The organism is Haloarcula rubra (assembly GCF_019599465.1).
GTDB lineage: Archaea > Halobacteriota > Halobacteria > Halobacteriales > Haloarculaceae > Haloarcula > Haloarcula rubra.
In genome coordinates, this window is sequence record NZ_RKLR01000006.1 from 142,685 (window position 1) to 155,309 (window position 12,625).

Annotated in this window: 16 protein-coding genes; 8 read left to right on the top strand and 8 right to left on the bottom strand. The window is 58.3% G+C overall.

The window, feature by feature from the left end; all coding sequences use genetic code 11:
- The first annotated feature begins 29 nt into the window (after positions 1 to 29).
- Complete coding sequence (locus tag EGH21_RS15220; protein WP_220619335.1) at positions 30 to 614, top strand: NADPH-dependent FMN reductase; 585 nt, start codon at positions 30 to 32, stop codon at positions 612 to 614.
- A gap of 2 nt (positions 615 to 616) precedes the next feature.
- Entirely contained in the window at positions 617 to 991 is a 375-nt protein-coding gene (locus EGH21_RS15225; RefSeq protein WP_220619336.1) for a winged helix-turn-helix transcriptional regulator, read from the top strand.
- Positions 992 to 1,072: 81 nt separating this feature from the next.
- On the opposite strand, the gene EGH21_RS15230 is transcribed toward EGH21_RS15225, so the two are convergent.
- Positions 1,073 to 1,243 carry a hypothetical protein gene (locus EGH21_RS15230; protein ID WP_220619337.1) on the bottom strand — a complete coding sequence of 57 codons (171 nt, stop codon included), beginning with the start codon at positions 1,241 to 1,243 and terminating at the stop codon, positions 1,073 to 1,075.
- A gap of 214 nt (positions 1,244 to 1,457) precedes the next feature.
- On the opposite strand from EGH21_RS15230, the gene EGH21_RS15235 reads away from it, so the two are divergent.
- The 3 genes from EGH21_RS15235 to EGH21_RS15240 all read left to right on the top strand — a co-directional run bounded on the left by EGH21_RS15235 (position 1,458) and on the right by EGH21_RS15240 (position 3,433).
- Positions 1,458 to 1,718 (top strand): aldo/keto reductase, encoded by a 261-nt coding sequence (locus tag EGH21_RS15235; RefSeq protein ID WP_220619338.1) that lies wholly within the window; start codon positions 1,458 to 1,460, stop codon positions 1,716 to 1,718.
- A 162-nt stretch (positions 1,719 to 1,880) separates the two neighbouring features.
- Positions 1,881 to 2,012 carry a DUF7123 family protein gene (locus EGH21_RS24715; protein WP_425433308.1) on the top strand — a complete coding sequence of 44 codons (132 nt, stop codon included), beginning with the start codon at positions 1,881 to 1,883 and terminating at the stop codon, positions 2,010 to 2,012.
- Between the two features lie 194 nt (positions 2,013 to 2,206).
- Positions 2,207 to 3,433 carry an MFS transporter gene (locus EGH21_RS15240; protein ID WP_328765659.1) on the top strand — a complete coding sequence of 409 codons (1,227 nt, stop codon included), beginning with the start codon at positions 2,207 to 2,209 and terminating at the stop codon, positions 3,431 to 3,433.
- A 395-nt stretch (positions 3,434 to 3,828) separates the two neighbouring features.
- On the opposite strand, the gene EGH21_RS15245 is transcribed toward EGH21_RS15240, so the two are convergent.
- From EGH21_RS15245 to EGH21_RS15275, 7 genes are all read right to left on the bottom strand, one after another.
- Entirely contained in the window at positions 3,829 to 4,116 is a 288-nt protein-coding gene (locus EGH21_RS15245) for an amphi-Trp domain-containing protein (RefSeq protein ID WP_220619339.1), read from the bottom strand.
- Positions 4,117 to 4,396: 280 nt separating this feature from the next.
- Complete coding sequence (locus tag EGH21_RS15250; protein WP_220619340.1) at positions 4,397 to 5,113, bottom strand: ZIP family metal transporter; 717 nt, start codon at positions 5,111 to 5,113, stop codon at positions 4,397 to 4,399.
- 268 nt (positions 5,114 to 5,381) lie between these two features.
- The gene (locus EGH21_RS15255) at positions 5,382 to 5,699 is read right to left on the bottom strand and encodes a hypothetical protein (RefSeq protein ID WP_220619341.1); all 318 of its coding nucleotides are present in this window, start codon (positions 5,697 to 5,699) and stop codon (positions 5,382 to 5,384) included.
- Positions 5,700 to 5,930: 231 nt separating this feature from the next.
- On the bottom strand, positions 5,931 to 6,572 hold the full coding sequence (locus EGH21_RS15260) for a class I SAM-dependent DNA methyltransferase (protein WP_220619342.1): 642 nt from the start codon (positions 6,570 to 6,572) through the stop codon (positions 5,931 to 5,933).
- A gap of 310 nt (positions 6,573 to 6,882) precedes the next feature.
- The gene (locus EGH21_RS15265) at positions 6,883 to 7,695 is read right to left on the bottom strand and encodes an SDR family NAD(P)-dependent oxidoreductase (RefSeq protein WP_220619343.1); all 813 of its coding nucleotides are present in this window, start codon (positions 7,693 to 7,695) and stop codon (positions 6,883 to 6,885) included.
- Between the two features lie 90 nt (positions 7,696 to 7,785).
- Positions 7,786 to 8,085, bottom strand: coding sequence for a GYD domain-containing protein (locus EGH21_RS15270; protein WP_220619344.1), 300 nt, complete (start codon positions 8,083 to 8,085; stop codon positions 7,786 to 7,788).
- Between the two features lie 305 nt (positions 8,086 to 8,390).
- On the bottom strand, positions 8,391 to 8,993 hold the full coding sequence (locus tag EGH21_RS15275) for a site-specific integrase (RefSeq protein ID WP_220619345.1): 603 nt from the start codon (positions 8,991 to 8,993) through the stop codon (positions 8,391 to 8,393).
- 333 nt (positions 8,994 to 9,326) lie between these two features.
- On the opposite strand from EGH21_RS15275, the gene EGH21_RS15280 reads away from it, so the two are divergent.
- The 3 genes from EGH21_RS15280 to EGH21_RS15290 all read left to right on the top strand — a co-directional run bounded on the left by EGH21_RS15280 (position 9,327) and on the right by EGH21_RS15290 (position 12,600).
- Positions 9,327 to 9,815, top strand: coding sequence for an Lrp/AsnC family transcriptional regulator (locus EGH21_RS15280; protein ID WP_220619346.1), 489 nt, complete (start codon positions 9,327 to 9,329; stop codon positions 9,813 to 9,815).
- A 167-nt stretch (positions 9,816 to 9,982) separates the two neighbouring features.
- Entirely contained in the window at positions 9,983 to 10,423 is a 441-nt protein-coding gene (locus tag EGH21_RS15285) for a potassium transporter (RefSeq protein WP_220619347.1), read from the top strand.
- The gene (locus EGH21_RS15290) at positions 10,420 to 12,600 is read left to right on the top strand and encodes a universal stress protein (RefSeq protein WP_220619348.1); all 2,181 of its coding nucleotides are present in this window, start codon (positions 10,420 to 10,422) and stop codon (positions 12,598 to 12,600) included. The genes EGH21_RS15285 and EGH21_RS15290 overlap by 4 nt, the downstream gene beginning before the upstream one ends.
- The last annotated feature ends 25 nt before the right edge of the window (positions 12,601 to 12,625 follow it).

Here is a 12,625-nt window from a genome sequence, read left to right on the forward strand (position 1 = left end):
CTAACCTCTGTCCGTGTATTCTCTCAGGTATGGACGTGACTGAACGTGAACACGTCGTCGCGCTCTGTGGTAGTCAGCGCGATGGGAGCTATACTCGTCGCGCACTCGAATTAGCATTGGACGCGGCCGAACGGCGCGGGGCCACGACTGACCTCGTGGACGTTGCAGATCTCAATCTCCCGGTCTTCGATCCCGAGGAGACCGATGCCGGCGATGCCCCAACGCTCCGGAAACGAATCCAGGCCGCTGATTGTGTCATCCTAGGGTCGCCGATGTATCACGGTTCGTACGCTTCGCCGCTGAAGACAGCCCTCGACTACAGCGGCTTCGACGAGTTCGAGGGAACGACCGTCGGGTTGCTGGCCGTCTCCGGTGGTGGGTTCCCAACTCCCGTCCTCGAACACCTCCGGACAGTAGCCCGGGCTCTCGATGCGTGGGTACTCCCACATCAAGTGGCGATTCCGAACGCCGCCGAGTCATTCGAGTCAGGTCGGTTGACGGAAGACGGTCTCGCCGATCGGATCGAGACCCTCGGCACCGAACTCGTCGACTATGCTGGCGTCGAATCGTACCCCGAAACGAATCCCGCCTGTGCAATCGCGAGTGCTGATTAACCATGGCTGCCGAAACTGAAGCCCGACAGAAGGAGATCGAGGAAGAGAACGCAACTGCCTGCCCGGTCATCCACGCAATCGATCAAATCGGAACCCCGTGGCGAATGAACGTCATCCACGCCCTGCGCGACGGAGAGAAGCGGTTCAACGAACTCAAGCGTGCGACAGGCGCGCGCTCGAAGACGCTCTCGGACGCCCTCGACGAACTGGTGGACAACAATATCGTCGGCCGCCGTATGGAGGAAGACGCTCCGATCGCCGTCTACTACGAGCTCACCACGAAGGGCGAAGAACTCCTCGAAGCGCTCGCAGGATTGGACGAGTGGGCCCAGGACTGGGGTGAGGAGATTCCTACGGGTCCCGGGCCGCGCCCGTAGCACGCGCAGCGATCGGTTGTTCTTGGTTGGCCCCCCGTGACAGGCAGTCGAACTCCACGACACGATTTCGCCGGCGCAATTTCAGCCTGTGGTGCCGCCGACGGTCTGCGTGAGAACAGCGAGTAACACCAGCACGCCGACGAGCAACAGTACCAGTCCGGCAGTCGATTCCAGCGGCCGGTAGAGGAGCCAACCGACGCCGACGTTTACTCCCGAGAGTATACAGGGGTACAGGAGGCGGAGGACGGACATCGTTGCTTGGAACGTCGAACGCGACCACTAAAGCCGCTATCAACGCTCAAACTCCAGTTGAGTTTGTGACTGGCTAGCAACCAGTACGTAGCGACTTCGCCGACGCCGATCCCGAGCGGCGAGTCATGTTGAAAGAAACCCCCAGATCTACTCACTCGCCATCTGACCACGGGCCCTAACGACTGCTTGACCTCGCTTGCGGCCTGTTTCGATCGTGTGTTTCGCGGCCATCCCCGCCTCCGACGACCCCGACAGTCGGGGACTCACCCGTCACGTCGGGCTCTCGAATTTCACGCCGGCGTTACTCGAAGAGGCACTCGACCTCCTTGACGCCCCGCTGTTCGCCCATCAGGTCGAGTGCCACCCGCTCCTCCCGCAGGAGGAACTATGCGCCCACGCAAGGGAACTCGACTACACCGTGGTCGCCTACTCGCCAAGGGGACCGTCGCTGATGTGCCCGTCCTTCAGGAAATAGTGGCGGACCACGGAGTGACACCACACCAAGTGAGCCTGGCGTGGCTCCTCTCGAAGGACAACGTCGCCGTGATCCCAAGTCGACCACCCCTGAGCATATCGAGGCGAACCTGGAGGCTGGGGACCACCAGCTCAGCTCTGCAGAGCTCAGTCGAATCGATGCATTGGAGAGGAGATTGGGCTATCGGCTAAGGAAGTGGGAGTAAATATGACCGCGCTCGAGGGAGATAGCCACGGGATTCGAATCGAAAAATGGGGATACTCAACGTCAAAGACATGGATGGTCGAAATCTGAGAAGCCTGTCCGGCTCGATTGGCTCTGTTGCAACTATCGTCAGTTGATAGGAACACTGTGCTGCAGACAAAGGATAGAAACAGCAGATGACGGAGCTATATTCCACCCTTGGTGGTGAGTTGATTCAGTACAACGAGCGGGGGTTCGAACGCATCACGGTAGGTTGATACGGCGGCGAGGTGAACACCGATGGCGTGTCGAGCGAAGACGCCACGTTGGATGCTACGACGGCCGTGACGAGCGAGCGCGCCCGCTGGGGACTACTCGCGGGTGCGATTCTCATGTCTGTGGCGCTCGGGGCCTACGAGCTCGTCCCGGCGAGCGTGACGCCGCTCATCCGGGAGTCTTTGGGGGTCAACGCCTCGAAAGCCGGGCTCCTCGTTAGTGTCATGTTCGGGACGGCGGTCCTCACGAGCATTCCGATCGGGGTCGTACTCGACCGGACGAACTCACGGTACGCCATCGCGGTGGCGGTCGGGCTCCTTCTCGTCGCTGGAGTATGGGGCTGGCTGGCCGCGACCGCCGGCGCCTATTGGTCGCTCGTCGCCTCACGTGTCCTCGGCGGGGTCGCCTACGTCGTCGTCTGGAACGCGGGCATCGACATCGTCGGGCGCTCGTTCGACCCTGCCAGACAGGGGACGGCCGTGGCGACGTTCACTGCGAGCGGGCCGGTCGGCTTCGCCATCGGGCAAGGCACCGGCCCCATCGTCGCCGAGCAGTTCGGATGGCCGGCGATCTTTCCCATCTTCACGGGCATCGCGTGCGTGGGAGTGATTGTTTTCTGGCCGATGAGTCGCGGCAGCGGACACGCGACTGGGACCCCGGCGCCGACGCTGTCGGACCTCGGCCGCGTCGTCACGAACCGCCGCGTCTGGACGGTTGGCCTCCTCGGGTTCCTCAGCTACGCGCTGTATCTGTTCGTCAACAGTTGGGCCCCGTCGTATCTCACCGAAGATCTGCAGCTGTCGTTGGAGCTCAGTGGCGCGCTCGTCGCCCTCTTTCCGGCCGTTGGTGTGCTCTCGCGAGTGACCGGCGGCGTCCTCTCGGATACCCTCTTTGGCGGCCGCCGTCGCCCGGTCGTCCTACTTTCTTTCCTCGTGACGACGCCCATCATCGCGGGCTTTACCGCGATTCGAACCGTCCCTGTCGTCGTCGCGGCGCTGCTCGTCGCCGGATTCGCTATCCAGTTGTGTCTCGGCCTCGTCTTCGCGTACGTCCGTGAGCTGGTCGAGCCAGCCGTCGCCACGACGGCCGTCGCCTTCCTCACGAGCGTCGGCCTAGCGGGGGCGTTTATTGCACCCATCGCCGCCGGGCGGCTCATCGACGCCTCGAACTACGAGGTGGCCTTCCTCGTCGCTGGCACCCTCGGGGTGTTCGGAGCGCTCTTAGCGTGGTACGCGCCGGAGCCAGAGGAGACGTAGCCACGAACGCCAGGCAGAGTGGCGACGAGAGTCGCCTGGACGACAACCTCCAATCGCCGAGGAATCGATCGAGTCCTGCGAGCGCCAGGCCGGCCCACTCTCGGGACGGGTGTCGTCGACCGTTGTCTCGAAGCGGCGAGTGCGGACGGTTCGACTTGCGCATGCCCCGTGGTCGAGCGCACCGTGTTGCCCCTACTGTTATAGAGGCCGACGGTCTGTACCGCTCGGTGCAACCCGTTCGGTGGTGGCCAATTCGCGCCTTCTATTCAGCGCGGCAAATATCGATTCATATAGATTCTGTCAGCTATTGCATCATAGGATGAGCTTAGCACAGTCGTCTAATTTCTTTCACGCTGAAGCCAGCGAACCAGCTGTTCAGTAGACCTACGAAGTGACTACTCGATTTCCAGTTGGCCAGTTCCGCTGGTCCCCCCATCGGCGTTCTCGTCCCATTCGAGTTCGAACTCGACACTCAATTCAGTCATATTGCCAGCCGGGCCTTCGCGTTCAGCTTTGACCTCGAAGGTTGGCCGTGCAGGCGGATTCAGTGTGACAGACTCGGAGCCTGCTTTCAGGCTGATAGCGTTTCCGCTGTCGAGATTATCCGCGACTTTCCGAAGGTACGCTGCAATCTCTTCTCGACTCTGGTTGCTTTCCGATTTGAACAGGACTTCTTCAGGCATAATGAACGATACGCTGCCTGCACCGATAAGTGAATCCCCTGTATTGACCGATTCACTGTAGCAATGCCCAGTAGAAACCGGGTGACCGATACGAGCTGTGTATGCAGCACTGCCTTTTCGAACTGCTCAATGTCTGTCAGTACTATCGCACAAGATACAGAGAATGGGTTCCGCAGTCACATCCGGTCCGACGGTCATTACCCAATGCGCCTGTAGCATGTGAGGTGTTCCGGATCTAATCCAGTGGATAATGGCTCTCTTTTTCGCTTCGCTCACCGTCTCAGTGGAGCATATCAAGCAGGAATATTGCGAGGAAGCCGACGAAGAAGAGCGTCGTCGACACCGGCGTCTCAGGAACTTTCCCGGCCTTCACCAGCAGTTCCTCGGTGACGAGGTACAGCAGGGCCGCGGAACCGAAGGCGAGGATAATCGCGATGGGGGCGCCGGTTACCCCGTCCAGTGCAAGCACGCCACCAGTTACCCCTGATGCGAGCAGCAGCCCGAAGACTGTCGGGACTGAGAGTTTCTGGACCATCCCCATATCCTGTGGTAGTGCGATGACACCGGCAACACCGAGGAAGAGAACCTCGATGGCCAGCGCCACGGCGATGATGACGCCGGTGTCGGGATTATCAAGGAAGGTTACCCCAATGAGGACTCCGTCAATGAGCATATCAATACTAACGGTGATGAGCAGCCCCGCCGCGCCAGCAAACTGGCCACCAATACCGCGCTTCTCGATAGTCTTACTCAGCCGGTGGATGCCCAACATCGTCACAACCCCGATGGCGAACCCCAGCACTACGACTTGGGGTGCCCGCCCGTGGATGTTCGGGAGCAACTCAGCGGCAACGGCGGCGATCACAACCCCGGCCGCGAAGTGCTGAATGTTGCTTTCCATCTGAGGCCCCGGTGGATAGTAGATAGCGATTACGCCGCCCACCAAGGCGGCCACAACCGCTAGCGCGGTGTATGACAGCGCCTGAACCAGTACCATACGGTCCCTGTTGACCGAAGCGTCAAGAGTGTTTACTGGATAATGTTCACTGATCAGGCAGTGGACGCGTCGCTGCTGGCTCTGGGCCCTGTATGCAGCAGCGACGACTCGAACTACTCAGCGTCTATCAATAACGCCATAACCGATACACAGGGTGAGTTCAGCACAGGTGCTCTGTTTCGTTTGCGACGAAGCGACTTGCACCACCCGCTGGCTACACTCGTGAACTGAACAGCCGAGCATCGGTTCTTAACGGTATTAGACGATATTATCTGTTATCGTTAGACTGCGTATCGTTGGCATCACTGTCGTCCTCGGTTGATTCTAGCGTATCGAGTACTGAAGGCAACCGATGCTCAAACGTCCACGATGTGATGCGGTATACCCCGTACGCAAACACTAGCAGGAATACAAGGTCGAGTAAGTACAGTTCAAGCAGTGAAAGTGGAGTGACATCACTCAAGAGGAGGTCACCGGAGAGAATGAGAAATTCCAGGGTCAGCAGAACAAAGAAGGCTGGTGCAAAAATCACCAGTAGACCGATGACGAGGAGTGACAGACGGGTCTGTGAATCTGACGAGGCCATATTAATCCTTGCCATTCACGCTACAAATATCCGGTGACGGTCATATATCGGGTGGTATACACGTCTGAGTTTGACCGTAAAGATGTCGACCCATATGCGCCCTGTATGCAGCACGGTCTCAACGAATTACCGAGGTCCTGTCAGGAGGAGCATGCAAGATACAGAGAGTACAGTCAGCATCATCGTTACTGGCACACTGACATCAGCGAACCAACTGTAGAGTAGACGTGCTTACTTCACGGCACGCAACACGGTCGAACCGTTCCCGTCGGACACTTTGACGTCATCGAATCCGACGTCGAGAAAGATTTTCTCGAGTGTGTCTGGGTCGTGGAACCGGCCGTGGAACACAGTTCCCATCTTGGCCTCGGTGTCCTCGATTTTATCTCGAATATGGAAGAGGTACGTCGTCGTGTACTGACCTTCGGGCGACGTGACTGCACTTACGGAGTGGCGGTCGACCACGAAACGCTCTGATTCGACGGTTTGACGCTCGCGACTGCCGTTGTCCAGGTCATCAGATAGCGGTTGGAAGAAGGTGCCGAACCTACCACCCTCCCGGAGGCTGTCGTAGACGGTTGCGGCAAACGCTTCGACATCGCTGTCATGCGTGAGGTGGAGCAGTCCGCCCATCAGCACCGCAGCATCGAATGCGCCCCCTGCCTCGCTGGCAGACCACTCCCTGAAATCCGCTTCGAGGACTTCCGCACTCGCCACTCGCTGCCTCGCCACGTTGAGCATTGCTTCGTTGTTATCGACGCCGAGTACCTTCTCGTACTGTCCCTCGATGCGTTCGAGCAGCGGCCCGGTCCCACATCCAAACTCGATCACACGACTCGTTTGGTTTGGTTCGATTCGGTCGAGCAGGCCCACCTGCACGTCCCGGTCGAGCATCCGAGAGTGATAGAAGTCGTATAGCGCCGGATATTCGTAGAAGCTTCGTTCTCGATGCGGGTTTCCGTTTATATCTTCGATGACCGATGAGAGGGACATACGACAAATCCACTGGGTTTCGGATAATGAACATTTTGCTGGTGTGCTGATTGCTCGCACTGTATTGACCGATTCACCGTATCCCTGCTCGGTAGAAGTCGGCTGGCAGATATGCGCTATGTATGCAGCAGTGTCATTTCAAGCTACTCAGCGTCTGTCAAGAGCGCCGTAAAAGATACAGAGGATGAATTCATTCTGTTTCCCAGTGATCCCGTGCTGTCGATGCTACCATCGATTTCGGAAGCACCCGTGGGAGGTGATACAACAATTTCTCCCGAATCCCACCGGGCACCACTATCGTGTCTCCTTGTTGGAGGCCAGTATAGCCACTCTGAGCAACCGTCTCCGGATCGAGGAGATCATTCTCGGGCAAGGCCGAATGCTGTATCCCACCTTTTTCGAGGATTGCGGTATCGGTTTCCCTCGGACAGAGGACTGAGACGGTAACACCGTCTTCGGCGAGTTCGTTAGCGAGTGCGACCGAAAATGAAATCAAATAACTCTTCGCCGCCGCGTAGACAGCCGCCTTGGGAGTCGGATACAAACCCGAGACTGATGAAACGTTGAGAATTTGTCCGGTACCCCGCTCACACATCGGTCTGGCGAAGCGCCAACTCAATTCTGTGACAGTGACGAGGTTCAACTGGAGTGATTCCCGATATCGTTCCCACTCTGTCTCATAAAATCGTCCGTACGTTGCGATCCCCGCATTGTTCACGAGCGTATCAACGCGAATCCCCTGTGCGGTAGTTGCATCGTAGAGTTCTTCAGCCGCCTCCGGTACTGACAAATCCTGAGAAATTACGGTCGCCGTAATATCGTGCGACTCTTCGAGTTCTGTGCCAATCTGCTGCAGTCGGTCGTGACTCCGAGCGACCAGCACAACATCGTATCCATCCCGTGCAAACAGTTTGGTCAATTCATACCCGATGCCCCGCGATGCACCTGTTACAAGAGCTGTGCGCCTCGACCTGATCTCCGCTGACCGTGTGGATTTTCCCATGTTGAGTCACTCTCGGGATATACAATGTGACAGCCGATCTATCTCACAGTACTCTGTGTGCAGTGTTCATAGGTGTGTTGGGGACGTGGCTTACATCGGGGCCTCTTCGAGGATTTCGTTCCACTCCGCTGGCTCGAATACTTCCCAGGCTTCGATAGCTGTGAGTCCAAGTGATTCGTACGCGGTCTGAACCTTCCCGAGAGCTTCCCCATCCGGGAGATCTGCAATACCCACGATATCGTACCGGCCAGACCCGTAGTAGAGTGCCGTGACTTCCCCGCCAACTTCCTCCACCATTTCAACCCCCCGCTGGCGTCGTTCCTGTGCCTCTTCGGGGTTAATTGTGCGTCCTTCGTCCGTTTTCTCGAAGAGGACTACGTAGGTTGGCATTGGCTGATTCACCTCTCGCGTTCCAGATATCACGCACCTTGACGCCGACCATCCTCTACATGGAACGCCCTTTCATATTCGTAATTTGATGTGTTAATCGTTATCATGGGTTGATTGCCTACTGCATCAAGGGACCTCTCGTAATGAATGCGTGCTCTTTACTGAGCGATTTAGCTGGACTCATGTTCCGCAAATACCTGTGCTGACTATGCGCCCTGTATTCAGCACGGTCGGTAAAACCTATCAGCGATTAGGTCTTTGACAGGACCGACACTCAGATGTGTCCGATAGCACGCCGAAACCGGTCACAGCCCGACGTCAGTCATCGACCTGATGATGTTCTCCTCGGTCGGCGCTGCCAGATACGGCTCGATCGCATCGTAGGACGACCACCCACCGAGTGCCATCACGATACGCGGGGAGACGTTCTCCTCGACGAGTAAGTGGTTCGCCCAACAACGTCTAAGATCGTGCGTAGAGATTCGTCGGTAGTCGTCGTCGCCCAGTTCGTCGGCGGCTCCGTCGGCTGCATCTTCGGCCCATTGTACGGTGCGCTTGCTCTTGTCGGCGAGCGGTCGATCGACGTCGATATCGTGCTCCTGAATGTAGCGGTGGATCGTGGCTTCGACGTCGACGGGCAACCATGTCTCGCGGTGTTTCCCGCCGTCGTACTCGCCAGTCGTGTCTTTCCCACCGACGACCTCGAGCGCGTAGTGTCGGCCGTCGGTCATCCGCGAAATGTGATCGGGTGTGACGTCGAGGACTTCGCGAACACGGAGCCCGCAGGCTCCCATCAACCGGATGGCGATCTCTCGCTGCGTGGTCGTTGCTCGTCGTGGGAGTTCCCGATACTCGTCACGAGTCATCCAGACGTTGTAGCTCCTGTCCTTGTTGCGCTCCGTTCGCATTTCGTACTCGTCATGTACTATATGCAACTTCAACGCAGCGGACTGTGAGGTTGATTCGGTGAGTCACAGGAAATCAGCGGCTTCAACAAGTGGACAGTTGGAGAGTTTCGCGTTTCTGTGGAAACGTGCAATAGTGCGACCGTAGACCACAATATCCCAACATGGGAACCCTACTGCTGAATCCGCCGATGAATGTTAATTGGTGTTGCACTACACGTCTCTGGCGTCCTTGACTACACCGTCACAATTCTGGCTGAGTGGACGTCCACAACACGATCTCACTTTACCCGACAACCACGAATTTATGTACTGACCCTTCGCTAACGGGATGGCATGACCGATTCGGAGTATCCGATAGACGACTTGGACCGACAGATCATTCACGCGTTACAAGGCGACGCGCGCCACACGTCTGCCAGCGATATCGCGGAGTCGCTGGATGTCTCGGCCCGCACCGTCCGCAACCGAATCAACAATCTCGAAGAGGATGGGGTTATTCGCGGCTACAACGTAGACGTGGACTATGAAGCCGCAGGCTATCAACTCCACACGCTCATCGTCTGTACGGCCCCGATACACGAGCGAGAAGAAATAGCCCAGCGAGCGCTAGAGGTTGACGGCGTCGTGGCCATCCGGGAAGTGATGACCGGTGCTGAGAACGTCCACATCGAGGTTGTTGGCATTGATGGCAACGATCTCAGCCGCATCGGTCGTGATCTCAACGATGTCGGTCTCAAGGTCGTCGACGAGGATCTTATCCGCAACGAGTACACACGACCCTTTCATCGATTCAACACCGAAGCAATTGTCGACGATAATTGAGAATACAATTCCGATAATGCCACATATGGGTCCCTGTATTTCTGAACCGGAACTGTAACCTATTGATTTATCCCTTTTCGGAATCAAAGAACGAGTAGCAACCGCGTGCTCGGGCGGCATCTCGCCAGCCTGACACTGCTCTATCCACAATGAAGGCTCGCACCCGCTTGGAAAACACAATCGACCGCTCGCCCGAAGAGACGTCGCTACTCGTCGTCAGTGATAGCCACGTCGGGTCGTTGCTCGCTGCTGACATCGACTCCGTCCGAACTCATCTCATTACCGACTCCTCCACTGTCGCCTTACAGACGCCCGACAACGTTCGAAAGACAGTCGGTAACGTGACCTCAGCCGAAATCCTCGGTGCCGGCGCCGGTGCCACCGCCGCTGTGGTCGCGCTCCAGCGCGACCGGCAAGCGCTACTGGTGGCACAACTGCTTCGCACACGATTCGAAATCGACGAACTCCTCATCTCGGTCAACGACCCACAGAGACGCGAGGCCTTCGAGGACATCGCGACCACCATCGTCTGCGTGTCGACTTGTCTCTCGACGGAACTGGGTGACGCCGTCAAACAGACGCTGTCAGAACCACGGTCCCACTCATGACCAAAAACCTCGAACGAGATCTCGGACTCCCCTCCGTATTGGCTATCAGTATTGGTGCGATGATCGGCAGCGGCATCTTCATCCTCCCAGCATTGGCGCTGGGTATCGCCGGCCCGGCGGTCATCGTAGCGTACGCGCTGGCGGGCTTACTCGTAGTTCCCGCCGCCCTCTCGAAGTCGGAGATGGCGACCGCGATGCCCGAAGCTGGCGGAACCTACATTTATATCGAACGTGGGATGGGGCCACTGCTTGGAACCGTCGCTGGCGTGGGCACGTGGTTCTCGCTGTCGTTCAAAGGCGCGCTCGCCTTGGTCGGCGGAGTCCCATACCTCCTCTTGCTCTTCGATCTCCCGCTGAAACCGGTCGCGCTGGCACTGGCCGCCGTGCTCATCCTTATCAATATCGTTGGTGCTAAACAGACCGGCCGACTACAGGTCGCCATTGTCGTCGTGATGCTTGCGGCGCTGGGCTGGTTCGCCGCCGGCAGCGCTCCCAGCGTCCAGTCGGCTAACTACACGAACTTCTTCGTTGACGGTCTCGGCGGACTGTTGGCGGCGACAGGGCTTGTGTTCGTCTCCTATGCTGGTGTCACCAAGGTCGCTAGCGTCGCCGAGGAGGTTGAAGACCCCGGTCGGAACATCCCGCTGGGGATACTGGGATCGTTAGCCTTTACCACGATACTCTATGTCGCTATCGTGGCCGTACTGGTCGGCGTGACTGACCCCGGAAGCGTCGCCGGGTCGCTGACTCCGGTCGCCGTCGCTGCCGAGGCAACTATGGGCCAACTTGGCGTCATCGCCGTCATCCTCGCGGCCATCCTAGCGCTGGTCTCGACGGCCAATGCAGGCATCCTCTCCTCGTCGCGCTACCCCTTCGCCATGAGTCGGGACAAGCTAGCGCCGCCGTCTCTCTCACAGGTCAGCGAACGCTTTGGCACTCCGCTAAACTCCATCACGCTCACCGGTGCGGTGTTGCTGGTGCTCATCGCGTTCGTCCCTATCCTCGATATCGCGAAGCTCGCCAGCGCTTTTCAGATTATGGTGTTTGCACTCATTAACGTCGCCATCGTTGCCTTCCGGGAAGGAAGCGTCGAGTACGAACCGGAGTTTACCTCGCCACTGTACCCGTGGATGCAGATATTCGGCGTGGCGACTGGCCTCCTCCTGCTGACCCAGATGGGAACCGTCGCGCTTCAAGGGGCAGTTGTCATCACCGTCGGCAGTATCGCTTGGTACTTCCTCTACGTCCGCTCGCGAGTCGACCGAGAGGGCGCGGCGACCGATGCCATCCGTCGGCAGGTCGGCCGAGAGGCACTCACCGAGATCGAATCTACCATGGACGAGAACCGCAACGAGGTGCTCGTCGCCCTGACAAAAAACGACGGCAGTGCACGCGAACGGGCGCTTGTCTCGCTGGCGGCCGACCTCATCAGACCTGACGACGGCCGCGTGGTCGCCGTCCGGTTTCAGGAGGTGCCCGACCAGGTCCCGCTCACTGACGACATGACAGTCCAGTCCTCGGCGGACCGCTCTTTCGAGACCCGGACTGAAGCACTCGCCGAAGAACTCGGCGTCAATATCGAGGCCGACGAGATCGTCAGCCACGACACGAAACACGCCATCGTCAACTTCGCCGAGCGTCGCGGTGTCGACACTATCATTGCCGAACACGAACCGCTCCGTCTCCGGTCGCGACTCGTCGGGGACCCCATCGACTGGGTCGTTAGACACGCACCATGTGACGTCCTCCTCGTCGATAACCTCGGCTACGACGAACCGAAACACGTCGTCCTCTCGGGCGAACGTGGACCGTACCCACCGCTCGCTGTGAACGTTGCCGGGGACATTGCGACGGCCAACGACGGCGCAGTCTCGCTTTGGTACCCTGTTAACGAGAAGAAGGCCGACACACAGTACGAGACCATAGCCGAGTACCAGTCGGAGCTGTCGGAAATGCTCTCAGTCTCGGTCACCTCAGAATCGCTTAGAACCGACGGTGGACAACCCTCTCAGCCCGACCTGCTGGTCCGACGTGGGATCGAGGACAGTCTCCGAGGGGCACTGTTCGACGCGCGGCCAACGTTCCCGAACCCTGGCTGTACGACCGTTACAATTTATTCTCACGATTCGCGTCAGCCGGGGTTCATCCGGCGGTTACTTGAACGCGTAACCTTCTGATTGGAATCGTTTCCGACACCCGACC

Coding starts and splice junctions, on each gene's coding strand:
- EGH21_RS15220 (WP_220619335.1), top strand. CDS start 30: ATGGACGTGACTGAACGTGAACACGTCGTCGCGCTCTGTGGTAGTCAG.
- EGH21_RS15225 (WP_220619336.1), top strand. CDS start 617: ATGGCTGCCGAAACTGAAGCCCGACAGAAGGAGATCGAGGAAGAGAAC.
- EGH21_RS15230 (WP_220619337.1), bottom strand. CDS start 1,243: ATGTCCGTCCTCCGCCTCCTGTACCCCTGTATACTCTCGGGAGTAAAC.
- EGH21_RS15245 (WP_220619339.1), bottom strand. CDS start 4,116: ATGCCTGAAGAAGTCCTGTTCAAATCGGAAAGCAACCAGAGTCGAGAA.
- EGH21_RS15250 (WP_220619340.1), bottom strand. CDS start 5,113: ATGGTACTGGTTCAGGCGCTGTCATACACCGCGCTAGCGGTTGTGGCC.
- EGH21_RS15255 (WP_220619341.1), bottom strand. CDS start 5,699: ATGGCCTCGTCAGATTCACAGACCCGTCTGTCACTCCTCGTCATCGGT.
- EGH21_RS15265 (WP_220619343.1), bottom strand. CDS start 7,695: ATGGGAAAATCCACACGGTCAGCGGAGATCAGGTCGAGGCGCACAGCT.
- EGH21_RS15270 (WP_220619344.1), bottom strand. CDS start 8,085: ATGCCAACCTACGTAGTCCTCTTCGAGAAAACGGACGAAGGACGCACA.
- EGH21_RS15275 (WP_220619345.1), bottom strand. CDS start 8,993: ATGCGAACGGAGCGCAACAAGGACAGGAGCTACAACGTCTGGATGACT.
- EGH21_RS15280 (WP_220619346.1), top strand. CDS start 9,327: ATGACCGATTCGGAGTATCCGATAGACGACTTGGACCGACAGATCATT.
- EGH21_RS15290 (WP_220619348.1), top strand. CDS start 10,420: ATGACCAAAAACCTCGAACGAGATCTCGGACTCCCCTCCGTATTGGCT.